Source organism: Pantoea latae (genome assembly GCF_002077695.1).
GTDB classification, from domain to species: Bacteria; Pseudomonadota; Gammaproteobacteria; order Enterobacterales; family Enterobacteriaceae; genus Pantoea; species Pantoea latae.
The window spans coordinates 243,784-265,316 of record NZ_MWUE01000004.1 but is presented as its reverse complement, the minus strand read 5'-3'; the positions used below and the strand labels follow the sequence as shown (position 1 = coordinate 265,316).

The following is a 21,533-nucleotide window of genomic DNA, read 5'->3' as shown; positions in this document are numbered from 1 at the left end:
TGTGCTGGAATCCCACGCTTATGTATAGGTTACGCCTCTTTTTCCCGCTGCTGCTGCTGTTGACGGCGGCGCTGTTCCCCGCCGTGAGTCAGGCAGACGACGCGGCAACCGATGCCGCGCAGCAAACCGACGCCGCGCCCAAAGTGAACGCGGCGGTTGAACTGCCGAAAATGCAGAAGGTCCTCGACAAGATCAAAGGTCAGGTGTCGGGGCAGACCAACGAAAACCAGCTGACGCAGCTGAATGAGATGGCGCTGGAGCTGTCGGGCAACGCCGATACGCTGGCGCAGGCGCTTCAGCCGCAGCGTCAGCAGCTCGACGCGCAGCTGGCGGTGCTGGGCCCGGCGCCCAAAGCAGACAGCGGCGTGAAAGAGACGCCGGAAGTGACGCGAAAACGCAGCTCGCTGGAGGCGCAAAAAGGCAAGCTGGACGACCAGATCAAGCAGGCGGACGGCATCAAAAATAGCGCGCTGATGCTTTCGTCGCAGATCACCAACCTGCGGCGCGATCTGATGAAAACCCAGCTGGCGCTTAACTCCGGCAGTATTCTCGGCCCGCGCTTCTGGGCACCGCTGTTTGTGAAGCAGGATCTCGATAACGAGAAGATCGACGATTTTCTGCAGGACCTGAAAGACACCGCCGCGCTGTCGTGGGAGCCGGGCTACCGCTTCGGCACTATCGCCTGGCTGCTGGCGGCGATGCTGGTAATGACGCTGGGGCGCCGCTACAGCGAAGAGTTTCTCGCCTGGATCAGCATTCATAAGATGCCGGAAGGGCGGCTGCGCCGCAGCTTCCTCGCCGCGGCCATCGCCCTGACCACGCTGGCGGCGGTGGTGCTGACCTTTAACTTCACCGCGCTGGCGTTTGCTCGCCGCGATGAGGTTTCCGGCGACGTGCAGGATTTTGTGGTCAGCCTGGTGAAGCTTAGCGTCTTCTGCGGCCTGATCGCCGGCCTCGGTCGCGCTTTTCTCTCGACGCGTCGTCCAAGCTGGCGTCTGCCCGCCATCTCTAACGAGGTGGCGCTGGCGCTGAAGCCGTTCCCGCCGATCACCGCCGCGCTGGTGTTTATCTTCCAGACGGTAGAGAACTTCAACTACACCGTCGGCACCAGCCTGAACACCACGATTTTCGCCAACGGCCTGACGGCGCTACTGATCGGCAGCACCGCGCTGGCGATCAGCATGCGCACCAACCGCGTGCGGCGTCGCATGGTGCAGGAAGGGAGCGCGCCGGAGGTGCGCTCGACGCTGGTGGGGCTGATCCAGATGGCGCTGACGCTGACGGCGGTCGCTATTCTGCTGTCGCTGATCATCGGCTACGTCACCCTGGCGCGCTTCCTGAGCTACGAGGTGGTGTGGTGCGGCATTCTGTTCGGCTCGTTCTACTTCCTTAGCCATCTGGTTAACGACGGCTGCGAAAGCCTCTTTTCCGTCAACAGCCTGACCGGCCGACGCCTGCAGACCTCGCTCAATATCGACGAGCGCCATTTGCAGCAGGCGGCGACGCTGCTGGCGGCGCTGGGCAAAACCCTGCTGATCGGCTTTGTGGCGCTGGCGCTGCTTAACGGCACCTTCGCCTCGTCAACGCCGATTGAGCTGCTGCAGAAGGCGATTGAGTTCTGGGGCGGCAAAGGGCTGGAGTCGCTCAATATCGTGCCGGCGCATATGGTTAACGCCATTATCTGTCTGGTGGTGGGCATCTATGTGCTGCGCGCCGTGCGCCGCTGGCTCGACAACGATTTCCTGCCGAAGACCACCATGGACGCCGGTATGCGCGTGTCGCTGGTGACGCTGTTCAGCAATATCGGCTATGTGCTGGTGATCCTGCTGACGCTGTCGATTATGGGCCTGCAGTGGAACAAGCTGGCGTGGATTGTCAGCGCGCTGTCGGTCGGTATCGGTTTTGGCCTGCAGGAGATTGTGAAGAACTTTATCTCTGGTCTGATCCTGCTGACCGAACGTCCGGTGAAGGTGGGCGATCTGGTGACCATCAGCGGCATCGAGGGAGATATCCGCCGCATCAACGTGCGCGCCACCGAGATCCAGCTGGGCGACAAGTCGACGGTGATCGTGCCGAACTCGCAGTTTATCTCGCAGAACGTGCGCAACGCCACCATGGGCAACGCGCAGGGCGTGGTGACGATTACGCTGACCTTCCCGCTCAATATCGATCCGGTGCGGGTGCGCGAGCTGCTGCTGGAGGTCTATAACGAGAACGAACGTATTCTCGACACGCCGGAGCCGTCGGTCTCCTTTAAGGATCTGACGTCGCAGGGCATCGTGCTGAGCGTCACCGGCAACGTCGCCAGCCAGCGCCAGATTTCCGGCGCGAAAAGCGATCTGCTGTTCGATATTCTGACGCGCCTGCGCAAAGAGGGCATCGTGCTGTCGACGCCGCAGACCATGATTATCGAGCGCCGCCAGCAGATGGCGGAGCAGGCGGCCGATCCGCTGCCTTAAGCCCGACGCGGATGACGGGATATGACCGTCATCCGCATTGCCTGTCAGGACATCCTCACCTGAAAGCGCCGCTTTCTTACGCCTTCACCGCCCAGCCTTTCTGCTTGCTGGTTTTGCCAATCCCTGGATTAAACGTATTGGTCGGGTCGAGCTGGCGATAGAAGTCCGCCAGCTGCGGCTTCGCCCGATAGAGATGGCCGACGTTATGCTCCGCCGGATACTCCGCGCCGCGCGCCTCCAGAATCGCCAGCATCTGCGCCTTCAGCGCATGGGCGTCCACCCCTTTTTTCACAATGTAATCCTGATGGAAAACGTGGCAGAAAAAGTGGCCGTAATAGAGGCGATGGCTCAGCGACTGGGTAATCTCCGGCGGCAGGGTTTCAAACCAGTCGCGATCGTTGCGGCGCAGGGCAATATCGAGCGCCAGAATCTCTTCGACCTCGTCGGCGTGCACCGCGTGATAGCGCACCGCCGCACCCGCCGCCGCGAAGCGATGCAGAAAGGCGTGCGCCCCTTCTTTGCCTTCGCACTCGAAAAACTCGCCGCCGCCTTCGCGGAAATAATCCTTCAGATAGTCGCGCGCTTCGTCCACGCCCGCGCCGGACATCTTCAGCAGCAGATGATGGGCATACCTGTCGCGATACTGCTTCATGCGCGTCGGCAGATGCGCCGGGAACAGGGCGCTGAGGCGCTGCAGCAGGCGATCGGTAAAGTGCGGCTTGACAAAGCTCAGCTTCGCCAGCCAGCCGTCGACGCGGCCTTTTAGCGTGAAAAACAGCGGCATCTTGTCGGTGCCGAGTTTGTCGATCATCAGAAAGGTGTCTTTGCCGTAGACTTCGGCGATGTCATAGATATCGCGATGCATATATTCGCCCGCCACCGGCAGGTGAGTGAAGTGGGCGAGAATATGGCGGCGGATCTCGCTCAGCACCGCGGGATCGTTGGTGCCGATATAGAACACCTGCTGCTGCGGCTCGCAGGGGAAGGTATCCAGCCGCACCGCGAACACCGCCAGCTTGCCAGCACAGCCAGAGGCCTCGAACAGCCGACGCGCATCGGCGTTGAAGCGCGCCGGGGTATCGGCGTCGACGTGTCGCACGCGATCGGCGTAGTCGGGATCGGAAGCGTGACGTTCGTCGTGCTGCACATCCTCCGCGCGCCAGCGCTCGTCGTCCAGCCGTCCCAGTATCTCTTCCGGCGAGGCGCCGAGATCGATGCCGAGATGGTTCACCAGCTTCAGCTTGCCCGTGTCATCCACCTGGGCGAACAGCGCCATCTCGCTGTAGGCGGGACCGCGTTTAATCAGCGAGCCGCCGGAATTATTGCAGATGCCGCCCAGCACCGAGGCGCCGATGCAGGAGGAGCCGATCACCGAATGGGGTTCGCGATTGAGCGGCTTCAGCGTTTTCTCCAGCTGATACAGGGTGCTGCCTGGGAAAGCGAGCACCTGCCTGCCGTCGTCGATCAGCTGCAGCTTATCGAGACGCCGCGTGCTGATAATCACCACTGGCCGATCGTAATCGCTGCCGCTGGGCGTCGATCCTTCCGTCAGGCCGGTGTTGGCCGCCTGCATCAGAATAATGGCGTCGGCGCTCACCAGCGTCTGCAGCAGCCGCCACAGCTCCAGCAGCGTGCCGGGAAACGCCACCGCCAGCGCGTCGCCCTCGCCGGAGCGAAAGCCTTTGCGGTAGCGGGCGGTCTGCGCCGGATCGGTCAGCAGATGGGAGGCGCCAACGTGGCGGCGCAGGTCGGCAAGTAAAGCGGAATGGATCATGTGCAACTCCCTTGTCATAACATGGCGCCCTTACTGTAGCACGTCAGGGAAAAGCGGGGCGCAGTGTGACGCTGACGGCTACCTGCTATTCTCAACTTGTGGCACACTGCCGCCTGTTAATTCGATATTGCGCAGTTACTTAAGAGAACCCGACCTGATGAAATGGATTTACTCTGTTAGTCTCGCTGTCTCCCTCGCGCTGCAACCCGCGCTGGCTGAGGAGCTAATCGGCCCTCATCCGATGAACGCGCAGGCGCGCGACGCCTTTGTTAACCAACTGCTTAGCCAGATGACGCTGGATGAAAAAATAGGCCAGCTCAGGCTGATCAGCGTCGGGCCGGATAACCCGAAAGAAGCGATTCGCGACATGATCCACAAAGGGCAGGTCGGCGCCATCTTCAACACCGTAACGCGTCAGGATATTCGCGCCATGCAGGATCAGGTGATGCAGCTCAGCCGCCTGAAGATCCCGCTCTTTTTCGCCTATGACGTGGTGCACGGCCAGCGCACCATTTTCCCTATTCCCCTTGGCCTCGCGTCGAGCTGGGATCTCGACGCCGTCAGCGCAGTCGGGCGCGTCTCCGCCTATGAAGCCGCCGACGACGGGCTGAACATGACCTGGGCGCCGATGGTGGACGTCAGCCGCGAGCCGCGCTGGGGCCGCATCTCCGAAGGGTTCGGCGAAGACACCTGGCTCTCCTCGCAGATGGGCAGCACCATGGTGAAGGCGATGCAGGGCAAAAGCGCCGCCGATCGCTATGCGGTAATGACCAGCGTCAAGCACTTCGCCGCCTATGGCGGCATCGAGGGCGGCCGCGACTACAATACGGTGGACATGAGTTCGCAGCGCCTGTTTCAGGACTATCTGCCGCCCTATAAAGCCTCGCTGGACGCGGGCAGCGGCGGCGTAATGGTGGCGCTTAACTCGCTCAACGGCGTGCCAGCCACCGCCGACGGCTGGCTGCTGAAAACGGTGCTGCGCGACGAGTGGAAATTCAAAGGCATCACCATCAGCGATCACGGCGCCATCAAAGAGCTGCTCAAGCACGGCGTGGCGAGCGATCCCGAGGATGCGGTGCGCGTCGCCCTGAAGTCGGGCATCGACATGAGCATGAGCGACGAGTACTACAGCAAATATCTGCCGGGGCTGGTGAAGCGCGGTGCGGTAAGCATGGCGGAGATCGACGACGCGGCGCGTCATGTGCTCAACGTCAAATATGATATGGGGCTGTTTAACGATCCCTACAGCCACCTCGGCCCGAAAGAAAGCGACCCGCAGGATACCAATGCGGAAAGCCGTCTGCATCGCGCCGACGCGCGCGACGTGGCGCGCAAAAGCATTGTGCTGCTGAAAAACCGTCTGGAAACCCTGCCGCTGAAGCGCGCCGGTACCATCGCACTGATTGGCCCACTGGCCGACAGCCAGCGCGACATCATGGGCAGCTGGTCGGCGGCGGGCGTGGCGAAACAGTCGGTGAGCCTGCTGCAGGGCATGCGCAACGCCACGGCGGGCAAAGCGACGCTGCTCTACGCCAAAGGCGCCAATATCAGCGACAACAAAGGCATTCAGGACTTCCTTAATCTCTACGAGCAGGCGGTGTCGGTCGACGCGCGCACGCCGCAGGCGATGATCGACGAGGCGGTGGAGAAGGCGAAGCAGGCGGACGTGGTGGTCGCAGCGGTCGGCGAAGCGCAGGGGATGGCGCATGAGGCCTCCAGCCGCAGCGAACTCACTATTCCGGCCAGCCAGCAGAAGCTGCTGGCGGCGCTGAAGGCCACCGGCAAACCGCTGGTGATCGTGCTGATGAACGGGCGGCCGCTGACGCTGGTCAACGAAGATCGCATGGCGGACGCGCTGGTGGAAACCTGGTTCAGCGGAACGGAAGGGGGCAACGCCATCGCCGACGTGCTGTTCGGCGACTACAACCCGTCCGGCAAGCTGCCGATCACCTTCCCGCGCTCGGTGGGTCAGATCCCGCTCTACTACAACCATCTGCCGACCGGACGTCCCTATAACTACGCCAAACCGAACAAATACACCTCGCACTACTATGATACGGTGAACGGCCCGCTCTACCCGTTTGGCTATGGGCTGAGCTACACCCGCTTCAGCGTCTCGCCGGTGAAAATGTCGGCGAAAACCATGCCGCGCAACGGCACGGTTGAGGCGAGCGTCACGGTGACCAACACCGGCGATCGCGACGGCGCGACGGTGGTGCAGATGTATCTTAACGATCCGGTCGCCTCTGTCAGTCGTCCAGTGCGCGACCTGCGCGGCTTTAAGCGCATCATGCTGAAAGCGGGCGAGTCGCAGACGGTCAGCTTTAAGATCGACGTGGACGCGCTAAAGTTCTGGAACCAGCAGATGCAGCAGGTGGCGGAGCCAGGCACGTTTAACGTGATGATTGGGCTGGATTCGGTACGCACCCAGCGCGCGCAGTTCGATTATCTGTAACCCCACACCCTGTCTTCTCCCGGCGCAGCCGCCGGGAGAACGAGGTCCCCGCTGTGAACACCATTCGCAATCGTATTCAGAATCAGGTTTTTCGCGTTAACGGCCTGGCGCTCAATGAATTTGACATCTCGCAGCCGCCTGGCGATCCCGGCCTGTTCGGCCCGGACAGCGTCATCTGGCGCGTGCACGGCGACTTTCCCTCGATGCTGTGCGGCGGCATCAGCGCCTTGCTGCTGCAGATGCTGCACCCTTCCGCGCTGGCGGGGGTCTGGGATCACTCTAACTTTCGCCAGGATATGCTCGGCCGCCTGCGCCGCACCAGTCAGTTCATCGCCGTCACCACCTTTGGCAATCGCCACGACGCCAGCCTGCTGATTGAGCGGGTCAAAAAGATCCATCTGCGCGTCAGCGGCGTCGACAACTACGGCCAGCCCTATGCCGCCAGCGATCCACATCTGCTCACCTGGGTGCACGTCGCCGAAACCAGCGCCTTTCTCGCCGCCCATTTGCGCTTTAAAAATCCACGGCTCAGCCTGGCGGAGCAGGATCGCTACTATCAGGAGGCGGCGCTGATCGCCGAGGCGCTGGGGGCAACAGAGGTGCCGAAAAGCGTCGCGGCGGTGGCGCGCTATCTGCATGACATGCGCGGCGAGCTGCGCTTTGATGCGCGCACCGCCGAGGTCACGCGGCTGCTGCGCGAGGCACCCGCGCCGACGTGGCAGGCGAAACCGGCGATGCATGTGATGCTGAGGTCAGGTATGGCGCTGCTGCCCGACTGGGCGCAGGCGATGTCGGGACAGCAGATCGGTGCGCTGTCGCGCGCGCTGCTCGACGCCGAGATGCGGCTGCTGGCGAAAACCCTGCGCTGGTCGATTACGCGCGGCGCTTATCACCGCGCCATGCTGCGCATGGGGCGGCAACCTTAACGTCTTCTTAACGGTTTACTGGCGTAATGCAGGCGCCGCTGCAGCGCGGCTTAACCGCGCCGCGTTGCAAAAGATAACCCGGCGTTAAGTACGGAACTCATCGTGCGGCCGGGTATAGCTGCGCGGCCTGCGCGCCTGACGGCGCAGCGTCGCCTGGCGCTGCTGACAGTGGTGCGCCAGCACGCCGAGTCCGACGCCGATCGTTCCCAGCGACAGCAGGCTTGGCCAGAGATCGGCGGGCAGCAGCGCCAGCGCCATCAGGCCCAGCGCCATCAGCGCAATCGCCAGCGTCAGCGAGGTGTAGCGATAGAGAAGCAGGAGAAAAAGGGCAAGCAGCGCTAACTCGCGCCAGGAAAAATCGGGAACCAGCAGCATCATGCGCCTCCGATAAAAGAGATAACGCGACCATAGCATGGGGCGACTGCGGAAAAACGCGAATAGCGTTTCACCCTCACGGCGGGCAATGAATTAGCGCCGCTGAGCAGTTGCGCAGCTTTTTGCGTCGCCTGCTTAACCGTTGCTTACTCTCGGGAGCGGGCGTCGATCTGACTTTGAGAGTTTTACCCTTGTCTCACGTGGCGGCAGTGCGGATCCTGCTCTACTCTCGGGGAAATGGATCCCTAAGGCTTTGTCGAGGCGCTATGACTTACCAACCTCTGATTGCTGAGGTCCACAATCAGCAACATACACTGACGGCGATTGTCGAGCAGGATGCGCGCACCGCTTACTTTTACATCTGGCCGACGGATCTGTTCCGCAGTCAGTATGCGGTGCGCGGCTGCTGGCTGCGCAATCTGCTGCCGGCGCCGGCCCAGGAGGATCGCGAGGCGATGGAGCAGGGCATCGCGCCGCTGCTCAGCGCCGAGTTCTGCCGCACCCTTGAGGCGGAGCCGCCGCTCGATCCGGCGGGTCTGCAGGTGCTCTGGGAGCCGAGCGACGACGGCGCGGCGCTCTGGTATTACGGCCAGCTGCTGGCGGTGATCCCGGGCTGGAGCCTCTATCAGGAGAAACAGGTGAGCTTCTCCTCCGGCTGTATCAAACCAAACCGGCTCACCGCGCCGCTCGGTTCCGCCTCCACCAACGACTACTACGCGCGCGCCGAGCACCAGCGTCAGTTCTGGCGCGACTGGTATGACGGCAATGAGTGGGACCGCGTGCAGCAGGCGCTGCTGCAGCGCTATCAGGCGCAGTTCGGCGAGTCGGTAAAATATTACGCTATCGATCAGGGCAGCTGGCCGCCGATGGCCATCTCCCAGCACTGGCATCAGGGCGTCTGGTATTTCCTCACGCTCGGCATGAGCATCCGTCCGATGCCGCAGGTCGACTATCTGTTTGACGAGCTGGCGCCGCAGTATCGCCGCATCGAGCTGGCGATGGCGGTGGACGGCGAGGTGATGACCGAGAGCAATGCGGTGCAGATGGCGAGCGCGCTGGCGGAATTCGCCCATCTGCCCTGGGCGCGCCTCACCTGGCTGGGCGAGGGCCACACGCTGGCGTCGGAAGTGGCGCCGGTCGGCTTCGAGAGTTTCCTGCTGGCGAACGCGCTGGCGGACGAGAGCGCGCAGTTTAGCCTGCCGAAGCGCGACGGCGATCGACCCAGCCTGCTGTGGGCGACGCCCATCACCGAAGCGGAGCGCCTGTTCGCCCAGGCGGACGAGCTGGGCGGCCAGCAGCTGGCGGAGCGGCTACTGGCGGCGGGCAATAACCACATTTTCCGTCCGCGCCAGCAGGTAGTCGAGAGCGACATCTGACGGCGGCGCGCTGTTCAGGCAGCGCGCGGGCCGTGGTCAGCAACTAAATAATCACCCCTGTCAACGAGTTGTTAAATTTGTGATCGCGCGCGCCTCAAGTTACCTCTGCCCGCGCCGTTAACCCTGATCAGGCAATCGCGCCGATTCTGCCAGGGGAAAGCAGATGCTTAAAACAACTCAATCCCGCTTCACCGCGGTTCTTGTTCTCTTTTTTCTCGTTCTGATGCTGATCACGGTCGTGGTGATCAAGCAGTTTATCGCGCCACAGCTAACCGCTAACCAGAGCCAGCTGGTGCGCTACCAGGTCGACGCGCTGGCGACCGGCATCGTCGAGCAGATGAACCGCGTGCAGGCGCAGCAGCGCGCCATTACCGAGGCGGCGAGCGTAATGGAGAGCGCCACCATCGACGCTCTGCTGCCGACGCTGGTGAACCAGTATCAGGACAGCAACGTCTTCGGCGGCGGCATCTGGCCGCTGCCTAATCGACGCGATGCGGCGAAAGAGAAAGACAGCAGCTTCTTTGCGCGCAACGCCAGCAACCAGCTGCAGGTCAACACCTACTGGAACTCCGACGCCGCCGACAAATACTGGGAGCAGCCCTGGTACAAAGATGGCATGGCCGCGCCAAAAGGGCAGTGCGCCTGGGCGAAAGCCTACCAGGACGCCGCCAGCCCGCAGCCGCGCACCAACTGCGCCATGGCGATCTATCGTGACGGCACCGTCTGGGGCGTCGCCACTATCGACGTCACGCTCGGCTTCTTCAACCATCTGGCGAAAGAGATGGGCGACGCCATTCAGGGCCGCGTGCTGATTGTCGAGGCCGACGGCAAAGTCGTAGGCAACGCCGCGCTGGTGGACGGCACGCCGAAGCTGGAAAACCTGAGCGATCTGCAGCTGCCGATGGCGGCGTCGCTGAAAACCCTGCTGGGCAGCGCCGGTAGCCAGCCGACGGAAACCACCTTCGACGGCGAGGATGGCGAACATACGCTGTTCCTGCAGGCGATCGCCGGCAGCCCCTGGTATCTCGCCAGCGACGTGCCGACCAGCCTGCTGACCGCGCAAACGCACAGCATGCTGACGCGTCTCGGCCTGGTGCAGATCCCGCTGGCGATCGTGCTGCTGCTGGTGCTGCTGGGCTTTATCCGCTCGATGATGCAGCGCCTTAACCTGCTGCATCGCAATATCGACGCGCTGGCGCAGGGCGGGGCCGATCTGACCCAGCGCTTGCCCGCCAGCAACAGCCCGGAATTCAACGCCGTGGCGCAGAGCTTCAACAACTTTATCAGCTATCTGCAGGGGCTGATGCGTCAGGTCGGCGACAGCGCGCTGGCGATTACCGCCGCCTCACGTGAAATCGCCAGCGGCAACGCCAACCTCTCGTCACGCACCGAAGAGCAGGCCAGCTCGATCGTTGAAACCGCGGCCTCTATGGAGCAGCTGACCGGCACGGTGCGGCAGAACGCCGATAACGCCACCCACGCCAACCAGCTGGCGGGCAACGCGTCGCAGGTGGCGTCGCGCGGCACTGAGGTGGTGCGTCAGGTAGTGAACACCATGGGCGAAATCCATCACTCCTCGCGCAAAGTGGTCGATATTATCAGCGTCATCGACAGCATCGCCTTCCAGACCAACATCCTCGCGCTCAACGCCGCGGTGGAGGCAGCGCGAGCAGGCGAGCAGGGCCGCGGCTTCGCGGTGGTCGCCTCGGAAGTGCGTAACCTGGCGCAGCGTTCGGCCAACTCGGCGCGCGAAATCAAAAAGCTGATCGAAGAGTCGGTGGCTAATATTGACGCCGGCAGCCAGCTGGTGGAGCAGGCGGGAGAAACCATGGACGAACTGATGCAGGGCGTCAGCAGCGTGACGACGCTAATGAGCGAAATCATGTCCGCCAGCCGCGAGCAGAGCATGGGCATCGAGCAGGTCAACGTCGCCATCACCCAGCTCGACGGCACCACGCAGCAGAACGCCGCGCTGGTGGAGCAGGTCTCCGCCGCCGCCCAGGCGATGGAGGAGCAGAGCGTGCAGCTGGAGCAGGTGGTGCAAAGCTTCCGTCTGTAATCTTTACCCGGAGGGGCTCGCGCAGGCGGGCCCTTTTTTTGCGGGAAACCGCACGAATTCACGCGGCATGAAACGGCAGGGATGTGCCAGAATAGTAGGAGTTATCTTAAGGAATCCCCATGTCTGCTATCGAAGTTATCCTCGTCGACCATCTCGATCGTCCCACCGGTAAAATGGAAAAGCTGGAAGTGCATGAGAAGGGATTGCTGCATCGCGCGGTGACGGTTTACGTGTTCAATTCGCGCGGCGAACTGCTGCTGCAGCGCCGCGCCAGCGGCAAATATCACTGCGGCGGCCTGTGGAGCAACACCACCTGCGGCCATCCTTATCCCGCCGAGCCGACCCAGCAGGCGGCGGAGCGCCGCTTGTATGAGGAGATGGGGCTGGAACTCTCGCTGACGCCGGTATTCGAGCTGAGCTATAACCTGCCGCTCAGCAACGGTCTCACCGAGCATGAGTATGGTCATGTCTATTTCGCCATCAGCGACGACCTGCCGACGCCGGATCCGCAAGAGGCGGACGACTGGCGCTATCTCTCGGTGAGCGACATCCAGCGCGCGATGCTGGAGGAGCCGCAGCAGTTCACCCCCTGGTTTCTCTACACCTTTCCGCGCATACCCGCCTATTTAAATGCGCTGAGTATGCCGGCGTAAAGAGAAATGGCCGCCCGGTGGGCGGCCATTTCTTTAACGTCCGGCAAAATCCTCCGCGTCCACATCGTAGCCCGACGGCTCCCAGCGGATCGCCAGCAGCGCCAGCAGTCCCGCCAGCGGCGCGAGGAAAATCACCCAGAACACGCCGGTGCCGAGCGCGGCAACCAGCACCGGAAACAGAAACAGCGACACCGTGGAGCTGCCGCGCATCAGCGTCTGGTTAAAGCCGACGCCGACGCCGCGCAGCGAGGTGGGATAGCTAAGCGAGGCGAAGGTCATGGTGTGCGACCCCGGTCCAAAGCCCTGACCGAACAGGAACAGCGCCAGCATAGCGATAGCGACACCCGCCTCCTGGCCGCCTTCGGGCCGCCCAATCAACGCCAGGCCCAGCAGCGCCACGCACTGACAGGCGTAGCCCGCCACTGACATCTTCCACGCGCCGAGACGCGGCACCATCCGCACCGCCAGCACGCCGCCGACAAAGGCGAACAGCAGATTAAGCGCCAGCGACACTAAAATAGTGGTCAGCATCGACTGGGCGAAAAAGCTGCTAATAATCACCGGCAGGCCAAACGCCACCGCGTTATAGGCGAAAGAAGAGGCGACGGAGGTAATGGTCGCCAGCAGCGTGCGGCGCAGGTAAACGCCCCGCAGCAGCGCGCCGTAATTGCGCCAGCTGGCGCGACGCGCGGGCTGAGGCGGCGTCGCCGCCGCATCCTCCGCCACCTGCGCGTTAATATTCCAGCCGCTGCGCAGAATCGCGGCCGCGCCGTTGAGATCGCCCTGATTCGCTGCCCACACCGGCGACTCGCTCATATAGCGGCTGCGGATGGCGATAATAATCAGCGCAGGCACCGCGCCGAAGCCGAGAATAAGCCGCCATAGCCAGCCGGTGTGGCTCTCCGGCAGCACCGCGTAGAGCAGCAGCACCAGCAGATAGGAGATGCTGATCGCCGCATACCAGGTGGGGCACCACATCGCCACGCTGGCCGCCTTATTGCCTTTGCCGCGCAGGCGGGAAAATTCGGCGAGAAACGCCATCGCCACCGGCAGATCGATGCCGACGCCCAGCCCCATCACAAAGCGCGCGCCGCCCAGCACATACTCGTTGGGCGCAAAGGCGCAGGCGAGCGCCGCCACCACGAAAAAGAACATATCCGCCATAAAAACCCGATAGCGGCCGATTTTATCGGTGAGATAGCCGCCGATCAGCGCGCCGACGATGGCGCCGAAGGTAATGGCGGAGGCGACCATGCCGGTGCCGGTCGGGGTCAGGTTGAACTCGCGCGCCACATCCTTGATGCCGAACGCCAGCGCGCCAAGATCGTAAGCGTCCAGAAACACGCCGCCCAGCGCGATCGCCACCACGATGCGCGCGTTGTTGCGCGCGCCGTCGCCGCTATTGATCAGGCGCGACACATCCGCCGCGCTGCGGATCCACTGGGTTTCGCCGCCGGGCTGGCTCCCTGTCAACGCCACGTGGGCGGAAGAAGAAGTAAGATCGGTCATGATGTTGTCTGTGATTATTGTGAGTGAACGGACAGCTTACCGTCCAGACGTCTGGACGTAAATTCTTTTCAGTTATAACCAGACCGATAACGGTATGAAAAAGTTGAGGCGCGACACTTCACGCTTCAGGCAATGTGTTACGCGATGCATGACGAAACGACTATTCTCTATAAGCACCTCACAAATAACCGAATTAAAGGAATACCTCATGGCAAGGTCTGGTTTTCTGGCATTGACGGCAGCCGCGCTGCTGCTGGCGACGGGCGCGGCGCAGGCCGCCGATCCGGTGCGCGTGGGTTCGAAAATCGATACGGAAGGGTCGCTGCTCGGCAATGTGATCCTGCAGGTGCTGGAGAAGCACGGCGTGAAAACGGTGAATAAAATCCAGCTCGGCACCACCCAGGTAGTGCGCGGCGCCATCACCGCGGGCGAACTCGATATCTATCCTGAATATACCGGCAACGGCGCCTTCTTCTTCAACGACGAAAAAGATGCCGCCTGGAAAAACGCGCGCCAGGGCTATGAGAAGGTGAAAAAGCTCGACGCCGATAAAAATCAGCTGGTGTGGCTGACGCCTGCGCCGGCGAACAACACCTGGACCATCGCGGTGCGCCAGGATGTTGCGCAGCAGAACCAGCTCAGCTCGCTGGAGGATCTCAGCCGCTACCTGAAAAAAGGCGGCACCTTCAAGCTGGCGGCCTCGGCGGAGTTTATCGAGCGCGGCGACGCCCTGCCGGCGTTTGAAAAAGCCTACGATTTTAAATTAACCCAGAGCCAGCTGCTCTCGCTGGCGGGCGGCGACACGGCGGTGACCATTAAGGCGGCGGCGCAGCAGACCTCCGGCGTCAACGCGGCGATGGCCTACGGCACCGACGGCCCGGTGGCGGCACTGGGCCTGCAAACCCTGAGCGATCCCAAAGGCGTGCAGCCGATCTATGCGCCGACGCCGGTGATCCGCGCATCGGTGCTGAAAGCCTATCCCGACATCGACAGCTGGCTGAAGCCGGTTTTCAGCAAGCTGGATGAGAAAACCCTGCAGCAGCTGAATGCGAAAATCGCCGTCGAAGGCCAGGACGCCAGCAGCGTGGCGAGCGAATGGCTGCAGCAGCAGAAGCTGCTGTAAACCATGGCGCTATCGCGGGAAGCGATGCTGCCGGCGCGGCGGCAGCCGGTCGCGCTGCTGCTGCTGTTGCTGCTGAGTCTGGCGCTCTACTGGCTGCCGTTCCTGAGCTACGCCCCGAACCGGCTGGTCTCCGGCCAGCCTCTGATGCTCGGCCAGGCGGAAGACGCCGGCTGGCTGGCGCTGCCGCTGGCGGCGCTCTGGCTGCTGCTGTGGGCGCGGCCGTCACGCGTCTCGCTGGCGCTGATGCTGCTCGCCTGCGACGCGTTGCTGACCGGCATGATCTGGCTGAGCGGGCACGAGGCGGCGCGGCTGGCGGCGCAGGGCAGCGCGCTGGCGCGCACCAGTTTTGGCGGCGGGCTGTGGCTGGCGTGCGGCGTCACGCTGCTGCTCGGCGCGGAGCTGGCGCGCAACCTGACGCGCAACAGCCTCTGGCGGCTGCTGCTTAATCTACAGATCTGGCTGCTGCCGCTGCTGATGCTGTTTAGCGGCGAGCTGAACGCGCTGTCGCTGCTAAAAGAGTACGCCAACCGTCACGCGGTGTTCGACGCGGCGCTGGCGCGTCACCTGACGCTGCTCTGCGGCACCCTGCTGCCGGCGCTGCTGATCGGGCTGCCGCTCGGCGTGCTGCTACACCGGCGTCCGGCGTGGCAGAGCGGCGTCTTCAGCGTGCTGAACGTTATCCAGACCGTGCCGTCGGTGGCGCTGTTCGGCCTGCTGATCGCACCTCTTGCCGGACTGGCGAAAACCTTTCCCTGGCTCGGCGCATGGGGCATCAGCGGCATCGGCATGGCGCCGGCGCTGATCGCGCTGACGCTCTACGCGCTGCTGCCGCTGGTGCGCAGCGTGGTGGCCGGGTTGCAGCAGGTGCCGCGCGACGTGCGTGAAAGCGCGCGCGGCATGGGCATGAGCCCGCTGCAGCGCTTTTTCGCCGTCGACGTGCCGCTGGCGCTGCCGGTGTGGCTCGCCGGCCTGCGCGTGGTGGTGGTGCAGACGCTGGGCATGGCGGTGGTCGCCGCGCTAATCGGCGCGGGCGGCTTCGGCGCCATTATTTTTCAGGGGCTGCTCAGCAGCGCGCTCGATCTGGTGCTGCTCGGCGTGATCCCGGTGATCGCACTGGCGGTTATCATCGACGCGCTGTTCCGCCTGCTGATTTCCCTGCTGGAGAGAACCCATGATTCACTTTAACGGCGTGAGTAAACATTTCGCCGGCAAGGCGGCGGTGAAAGATCTGACGCTGCAGATTGGCGAGGGCGAGTTCAGCGTGCTGCTCGGCACCTCCGGCTCCGGCAAATCGACCACGCTGAAGATGATCAACCGGCTGGTGGAGTTTGACGAAGGCGAGATCCTGTTCGCCGGCGAGTCGATTCGCCGGCTCGAGGCGCGCGACCTGCGTCGCCGCATGGGCTATGCCATTCAGTCGATCGGCCTGTTTCCCCACTGGACGGTGGAAAAAAATATCGCCACCGTGCCGGCGCTGCTCGGCTGGCCAAAAGCCCGCATTCGCGCGCGGGTAGAGGAGCTGCTGGCGCTGCTGGGACTGGACGCCCAGCTGGCGCGTCGCCTGCCGCATCAGCTCTCCGGCGGGCAGCAGCAGCGCGTCGGCGTGGCGCGCGCGCTGGCGGCCGATCCAGAGGTGCTGCTGATGGATGAGCCTTTCGGCGCGCTCGATCCGGTGACGCGCGGCGCGCTACAGCAGGAGATGCTGCGTATTCACCGTCTGTCGGGCCGCACCATTGTGCTGGTAACGCACGATATCGACGAGGCGCTGACGCTGGCGGACAACATCGTGCTGATGGACGACGGCGAAATCGTGCAGCAGGGCAAGCCCGCTGCGCTGCTGACCCAGCCGAAAAACGATTTTGTGCGCGACTTTTTTGGCAGAAGCGAGCTGGGCGTGCGCCTGCTGTCGCTGGGGCAGGTAGGCAATGCGGCGCGGCGCGGCGAATGGCTGGAAGGCGAGCCGCTGGCGGCCGCCCAGTCGCTGCGCGAGGCGCTGTCGCAGTTTATCGCGCAGCGCACCGACAAACTGCCGGTGGTGGATGAGCGTCAGCAGCCGCTCGGCGTGCTCTACTTCAGCGATCTGCTGACGCTGCGCGAGGGACAATAATGCGCTGGCTGAAGGATCCGCTGCTGTGGCTGATTATCCTGTTTATCGCGCTGCTGGTCGGTTTGCCCTACAGCGGTCCGCTGTTCGCCTGGTGGTTCCCGGAGCAGGCGCGGCCGCTCTATCAGCAGGAGAGCTTTGTGCAGCTGGCGCTGGCGCATCTCTTTCTGGTGGTGACCGCCAGCACGCTGGCGCTGCTGGCGGGCGTTGGCAGCGGTGTGCTGGTCACGCGGCGCGCAGGACGGCGCTTTCGACCGCTGGTGGAGACCATCGTGGCGGCCGGCCAGACCGTTCCGCCGGTTGCGGTGCTGGCGATCGCCGTGCCGGTGATGGGGTTCGGCGCCTGGCCTGCGGTTGCGGCACTGTTTCTCTACGGGCTGCTGCCGATTTTACAGGGCACGCTGGCCGGGCTGGACAGCGTGCCCGCCAGCAGCCGGGAGATTGCCGACGGCGTCGGCATGAGCCCCTGGCAGCGTTTATGGCAGGTCGAGCTGGCGCTGGCGGCGCCGGTGATTCTGGCAGGGGTACGGACGTCGGTGATTGTGAATATCGGCACGGCGGCGATCGCCTCGACCGTGGGCGCGGAGAGTCTCGGCTCGCCGGTGATCATCGGCCTGAGCGGCTTTAATACCGCCTATGTAATTCAGGGGGCGCTGCTGGTGGCGCTGCTGGCGATTGTCAGCGATCGCCTGTTTGAGCGCCTGCAGCGCTGGCTTAGCGTGAGTGGAGAATAAGGGTGTAGCCGACCAGCATCAGCCCGCCGGTGCCGCCGACGGCCATAATGAAAAACAGCGTTGCGAAGAAGATTTTTTGCCAGTTCATGCGGAAACCTGATTAGTGCCAGAAAGGCGGGGATGATAACGCGGGCAGGGCGAGGCGAAAAGGGCCCTGCGTGCGTTTTACTGAAAGCGCGTTTCGTGCGCGCGAATGGTAAAACCCTGTTCCTGCCAGTGCGTCAGCTGCTCCTGCTGGCGACGGGTCAGCTTTTTGCCGGTCCAGACAAAAATCGTCTGGCCGGGAAAGAGTTCCGGCCGCGGCAGATCCAGCGGCTCCGCCAGCACGTCAAGCCGCCATCCCTCCTGCGAGAGACGCCAGGCTTCCAGCCAGATGCGGGTGCGATCTTCCACCGCCCAGCCGAGGATCAGCGCATCTTTACCCGCTTTTTTGCGGCTGGCGGCGAGACAGAAGGCGACGTAGTCGATAAGCGCGCCGTCCAGCAGGCTGCTCATCACGCGCGCAGTGTTTTGATCCAGCCCGAGCTTTTGCCGTACCGGCATAATGACGTGATCGATCAGGGCATCCACCGGATTTTCGCGTCCCAGCGTGGCGATTTTCGCCCGCAGCTTGGCCGGTCTGACGTGGCGCAGCACGCTCATCAGCTCTTCCTGAAGATTGACCCAACCGTCATGAACGTTAACGTTTTCGCCTTCAAGCAGCGCCTTGACTTTGCCCACCGGCACGCCGCTCTCGATCCAGCGTTTAATTTCTTCAATGCGCTGAACATCCTCGTCATCAAACTGACGATGTCCACCCTCAGAGCGTTGCGGCTTCAATAAGCCATAACGACGTTGCCACGCGCGCAGCGTGACTGGATTTATTCCACAGCGTTCGGCAACGTCGCCGATACTGTAAAAGGCCATAACTTCCCCAAACTTCCTGCAGCAATCCCATAACATTAACCAACAGGATCAACTTGTACAAATGTTTTTTAAGTGTACAAGTTGACCCTGGCGCGTATTTCACGCTTAATCTCATCTGTGAGATAATTTTCCCATATGTGAGATAAAGCGGATGCTGATTGCAGAAACTGAACAACGCCTGGCGGCTCGCCTGGCGGAACTGCGCCTCCAGCGCGGCTGGTCGCTTGATGAGCTTGCCACGGCAACCGGCATCAGCCGGGCGTCATTGTCGCGTATTGAGCGCGGCGAAACCAGCCCTACGGCTGCGTTATTAAATCGTTTATGCGTCGCCTACGGTCTTACCATGTCACGGCTGCTAAGTGAAGTGGAAGAGGGCGTCGATCTGCTTTTGACGCCCGAGCAGCAGCCAGTATGGCGCGACGAGAGCAGCGGATTCGTGCGGCGCAACGTTTCGCCGCCCGCCGCTCATTTTCGCGCGGAGCTGGTCGAAGGCCAGCTGCGTCCCGGTGCGCGCATCGACTACGACGCGCCGCCCGTGCAGGGGCTGGAGCAGCATATCTGGCTGCAGCAAGGCGGCCTGACCATCACCATGGACGGGCAGAGCTGGACGCTGCAAACCGGCGACTGCCTGCGTTTTCATCTCACAGGCCGCTCCGCGTTTGAGGCGCACCTCACCGACGGCGCGCGCTATCTGCTGGTGGTGTGCAAGCCATGACAAATTTTGCCTGGATGGATGTCGCGCAGGCGCGCCAGCGGCTGACCCAGCTGAGCGATCTGCTGCAGGCGTGCGTCGCGGACGGCGCCAGCATCGGCTTTACCGACCCGCAGGATCTCGCCGTGATAGAGCAGTTCTGGCGCAGTCGGGCGGCGAACCTCGTCAGCGGCGAGAGCGAGCTGCTCATCGCCTTTCAGCACAACGTTGTAGTGGGCTGCGTCATGCTCGGCGTCGGCAGTATGCCGAATGGCCGCCATCGCGCGGAGGTGAGCAAGCTGCTGGTGCATCCGCGCGCGCGCCGACAGGGCATTGCGCGCCAGCTGATGCGGCTGGCCGAGCAGCGGGCGCAGGCGCTGGACAAAACGTTGCTGGTGCTCGATACCCGCAGCGGCGACGTCGCCACCGATCTTTATCTGTCGCTTGGCTGGCAGATCGCTGGCGCGATCCCCGGCTACGCCGAGTCGATTACCGGCGAACGGGAGGCGACGACGGTGATGTTTAAGCGGCTGGAGCGCCGGCCATGATTCAGGTGGCGCGTGAAAGCGCGGATCATCCTGACGCGCGCTGGCTGCTGGATCAGCTTTCCGACACGCTGGCACGGCTGACCGGCAGCAGCGGCCGCGCCCGCTTTGATGCGGCGGAGATGGAGATGCCGGGACGCCTGTTCGCCGTGGCCCGCAATGCGCAGCGGCAGCCGGTCGGGTGCGGCGCGTTCCGTCCGTTACAGCCTGGCGTGGCCGAACTTAAACGCATGTTCGCCTTGCCGGGGAGCCACGGTGTCGGCGCGGCGCTGCTGACCTTCCTCGAGCAGCAGGCGCGGCAGGCAGGCTACCAGCAGCTGTGGCTGGAAACGCGACGCGTAAACGGGCGCGCGCTGGCATTTTACGCGCGTCACGGCTATCAGCCGATTGCGTCGTTTGGCCCCTATGCCGCGATGCCGCAGGCGCAGTGCCTGGGCAAGCGGCTGGACGGTCAGGGCGAGGCATAGCTGACCGGCGTCACCGCCTGCTGGTCGATCTGCTGGCTTAACGCGCGCACGGCGCTTTTTAGCGGGCAGAGGGTGCCGACCGGCGTCACGCGACAGTCAGCCTGCCGCCACTCTTCGCGCAGCAGCGGATGCGCCGCATCGATCGGCTGCAGGCGGCGCAGCGCATCCAGACTCTGCGCCTGAAAATAGAGGCGCAGAAAGCGCTGGCCGCTGGCGTTGTCGCGCCAGCGCTCCAGCACCAGACTGCTACCGGGCGGAATATTGCCGCGCGTATAGCCAGGCAGCGTCCAGCTAAAGCCCATCAGGGTGCGCACCATGGCGATATTCGTGTCGTGCGCCACCAGCAGCAGCCAGCGCGCATTCGGCGCGGCATCCTCTCCCGCGATCTGTTTTAGCATGGCGTCGAGCAAAATTGAGCCGCGCTTCTGCGCGGTATAGAGCACATCGTTGCTGAGGTCGTAGTTCGCCGTCAGCAACGGCAGGATAGCGCCGATCTGCGAGGCGCGCGTGATGTTGCCCCAGGCGATCTGGCTGAGCGGCAGGTTTTCGCTCCAGCCGAGGCGCAGCGTCTCCGCCATGCTCGCCATGACGCTCAGCCCGGCGACATAGGGCTTGCCGCTTTTGCTCTGGCGGATCTGCCAGGGCTGATCGAACAGCGCGCAGCGAGCCTCGGAGAGGCACACCGCCTGTTTCAACGCCTGAATGGCCGGCTGCAGCGCCCGCTGGCGCGCGGCCAGATCCCCTGCTGTCGCCGCGACCGCCGCGCGCTGCCGCGCGGGATCAGGGCGGGTCGCGGCAAAAGCCTCGGTCTGGAACAGCGGATCGTCATCGCCCGCCACGTGATGGATCGCGACGCCGCAGCCGGGAAAAGCGCCGTCAACCAGCGCCTCGGCGGTGGCGCGGGTACGCTGCAGCGGGCTGGCGCGCACATAAATGGTCTGTGGCTGCGGGCAGCCGGCGGTCAGCAAACCGAGCTGGCGATAATGGTCGCCTTCCCAGCGTCCCTTATTCACCACCGCCGCGTAGCCGTGGCCGGTCAGCTCGCCGTCGCGCGTGCGCCATATCGGCCAGGGGCGCTGCGTGGCGGCCTCCATCTCCCTGCGGTTGCCGGGCGTCGGCGGGCGAACGCCGTGGCGGCTTAGCTCCACCACCTTTTCCAGCTGATAGTCTGGCTGCGCGCTCGCCTGAGCGGCGAAAAACAGCAGCGCGAGAGCTGGAAACAGGCGTGCCACAAGCGTCATACGGGCAAAAGTCATCTCTCTTTTCTTATGAGAATGGCTGTGAGGGCACACCATAGCGCCGAATCTGGGCCGCTGGCCAGGCGAAGAGGGTGTCGGTGCTGAATTCTACGAGGCGGCGCGAAAAAATGCGCCCTGA

The 21,533-nt window shown here is 63.3% G+C and carries 18 protein-coding genes; 13 read left to right on the top strand and 5 right to left on the bottom strand.

The window, feature by feature from the left end; translation table 11 throughout:
• Nucleotides 1-20: 20 nt before the first annotated feature.
• On the top strand, nucleotides 21-2,459 hold the full coding sequence (locus tag B2J69_RS02690; RefSeq protein ID WP_081136105.1) for a DUF3772 domain-containing protein: 2,439 nt from the start codon (nucleotides 21-23) through the stop codon (nucleotides 2,457-2,459).
• 76 nt (nucleotides 2,460-2,535) lie between these two features.
• Here the strand turns inward: B2J69_RS02690 and dld are convergent, their stop codons facing one another.
• Nucleotides 2,536-4,233 (bottom strand): D-lactate dehydrogenase, encoded by a 1,698-nt coding sequence (gene dld / locus B2J69_RS02685; RefSeq protein ID WP_081136102.1) that lies wholly within the window; start codon nucleotides 4,231-4,233, stop codon nucleotides 2,536-2,538.
• Nucleotides 4,234-4,390: 157 nt separating this feature from the next.
• Between dld and bglX the strand changes: the two genes are divergently transcribed.
• Together bglX and B2J69_RS02675 are read left to right on the top strand one after the other, a co-directional pair.
• A complete protein-coding gene (gene bglX, locus B2J69_RS02680; RefSeq protein ID WP_081136099.1) occupies nucleotides 4,391-6,688 on the top strand; it encodes a beta-glucosidase BglX in 2,298 nt (765 codons plus the stop codon).
• Between the two features lie 53 nt (nucleotides 6,689-6,741).
• Entirely contained in the window at nucleotides 6,742-7,614 is an 873-nt protein-coding gene (locus tag B2J69_RS02675) for an oxygenase MpaB family protein (RefSeq protein WP_081136096.1), read from the top strand.
• Between the two features lie 84 nt (nucleotides 7,615-7,698).
• On the opposite strand, the gene B2J69_RS02670 is transcribed toward B2J69_RS02675, so the two are convergent.
• Nucleotides 7,699-7,992, bottom strand: coding sequence for a hypothetical protein (locus tag B2J69_RS02670; protein ID WP_081136093.1), 294 nt, complete (start codon nucleotides 7,990-7,992; stop codon nucleotides 7,699-7,701).
• 263 nt (nucleotides 7,993-8,255) lie between these two features.
• Between B2J69_RS02670 and B2J69_RS02665 the strand changes: the two genes are divergently transcribed.
• From B2J69_RS02665 to idi, 3 genes are all read left to right on the top strand, one after another.
• Complete coding sequence (locus B2J69_RS02665) at nucleotides 8,256-9,365, top strand: suppressor of fused domain protein (protein WP_081136090.1); 1,110 nt, start codon at nucleotides 8,256-8,258, stop codon at nucleotides 9,363-9,365.
• 163 nt (nucleotides 9,366-9,528) lie between these two features.
• On the top strand, nucleotides 9,529-11,424 hold the full coding sequence (locus B2J69_RS02660; protein WP_081136087.1) for a methyl-accepting chemotaxis protein: 1,896 nt from the start codon (nucleotides 9,529-9,531) through the stop codon (nucleotides 11,422-11,424).
• 119 nt (nucleotides 11,425-11,543) lie between these two features.
• The gene (gene idi, locus B2J69_RS02655; RefSeq protein WP_081136084.1) at nucleotides 11,544-12,077 is read left to right on the top strand and encodes an isopentenyl-diphosphate Delta-isomerase; all 534 of its coding nucleotides are present in this window, start codon (nucleotides 11,544-11,546) and stop codon (nucleotides 12,075-12,077) included.
• Between the two features lie 33 nt (nucleotides 12,078-12,110).
• Here idi and B2J69_RS02650 read toward each other — a convergent pair whose 3' ends face one another.
• Entirely contained in the window at nucleotides 12,111-13,586 is a 1,476-nt protein-coding gene (locus B2J69_RS02650; RefSeq protein WP_081136081.1) for an MFS transporter, read from the bottom strand.
• Nucleotides 13,587-13,794: 208 nt separating this feature from the next.
• Here B2J69_RS02650 and osmF point away from each other — a divergent pair, with 208 nt between their 5' ends.
• From osmF to B2J69_RS02630, 4 genes are read left to right on the top strand one after another with little or no spacing between them, the layout of a single operon-like run.
• On the top strand, nucleotides 13,795-14,709 hold the full coding sequence (gene osmF, locus B2J69_RS02645; protein ID WP_081136078.1) for a glycine betaine ABC transporter substrate-binding protein OsmF: 915 nt from the start codon (nucleotides 13,795-13,797) through the stop codon (nucleotides 14,707-14,709).
• 3 nt (nucleotides 14,710-14,712) lie between these two features.
• Nucleotides 14,713-15,894, top strand: coding sequence for an ABC transporter permease (locus B2J69_RS02640; protein WP_081136075.1), 1,182 nt, complete (start codon nucleotides 14,713-14,715; stop codon nucleotides 15,892-15,894).
• Nucleotides 15,881-16,816, top strand: coding sequence for an ABC transporter ATP-binding protein (locus B2J69_RS02635; protein WP_081136072.1), 936 nt, complete (start codon nucleotides 15,881-15,883; stop codon nucleotides 16,814-16,816). The genes B2J69_RS02640 and B2J69_RS02635 overlap by 14 nt, the downstream gene beginning before the upstream one ends.
• The gene (locus tag B2J69_RS02630; protein WP_081136069.1) at nucleotides 16,816-17,547 is read left to right on the top strand and encodes an ABC transporter permease; all 732 of its coding nucleotides are present in this window, start codon (nucleotides 16,816-16,818) and stop codon (nucleotides 17,545-17,547) included. The genes B2J69_RS02635 and B2J69_RS02630 overlap by 1 nt, the downstream gene beginning before the upstream one ends.
• A gap of 165 nt (nucleotides 17,548-17,712) precedes the next feature.
• Here B2J69_RS02630 and B2J69_RS02625 read toward each other — a convergent pair whose 3' ends face one another.
• A complete protein-coding gene (locus tag B2J69_RS02625) occupies nucleotides 17,713-18,453 on the bottom strand; it encodes a MerR family transcriptional regulator (RefSeq protein WP_081136066.1) in 741 nt (246 codons plus the stop codon).
• Nucleotides 18,454-18,604: 151 nt separating this feature from the next.
• On the opposite strand from B2J69_RS02625, the gene B2J69_RS02620 reads away from it, so the two are divergent.
• The 3 genes from B2J69_RS02620 to B2J69_RS02610 are packed head-to-tail and all read left to right on the top strand — an operon-like array spanning nucleotide 18,605 to nucleotide 20,156.
• A complete protein-coding gene (locus tag B2J69_RS02620; RefSeq protein ID WP_081136064.1) occupies nucleotides 18,605-19,168 on the top strand; it encodes a helix-turn-helix domain-containing protein in 564 nt (187 codons plus the stop codon).
• A complete protein-coding gene (locus B2J69_RS02615) occupies nucleotides 19,165-19,692 on the top strand; it encodes a GNAT family N-acetyltransferase (RefSeq protein ID WP_081136063.1) in 528 nt (175 codons plus the stop codon). Before B2J69_RS02620 ends, B2J69_RS02615 begins: the two co-directional genes overlap by 4 nt.
• Entirely contained in the window at nucleotides 19,689-20,156 is a 468-nt protein-coding gene (locus tag B2J69_RS02610) for a GNAT family N-acetyltransferase (RefSeq protein WP_081136062.1), read from the top strand. The genes B2J69_RS02615 and B2J69_RS02610 overlap by 4 nt, the downstream gene beginning before the upstream one ends.
• On the opposite strand, the gene B2J69_RS02605 is transcribed toward B2J69_RS02610, so the two are convergent.
• Nucleotides 20,141-21,412: a histidine-type phosphatase gene (locus B2J69_RS02605; protein ID WP_081136061.1), complete on the bottom strand. Its 1,272-nt coding sequence runs from the start codon at nucleotides 21,410-21,412 to the stop codon at nucleotides 20,141-20,143. The genes B2J69_RS02610 and B2J69_RS02605 overlap by 16 nt on opposite strands.
• Nucleotides 21,413-21,533: the final 121 nt, after the last annotated feature.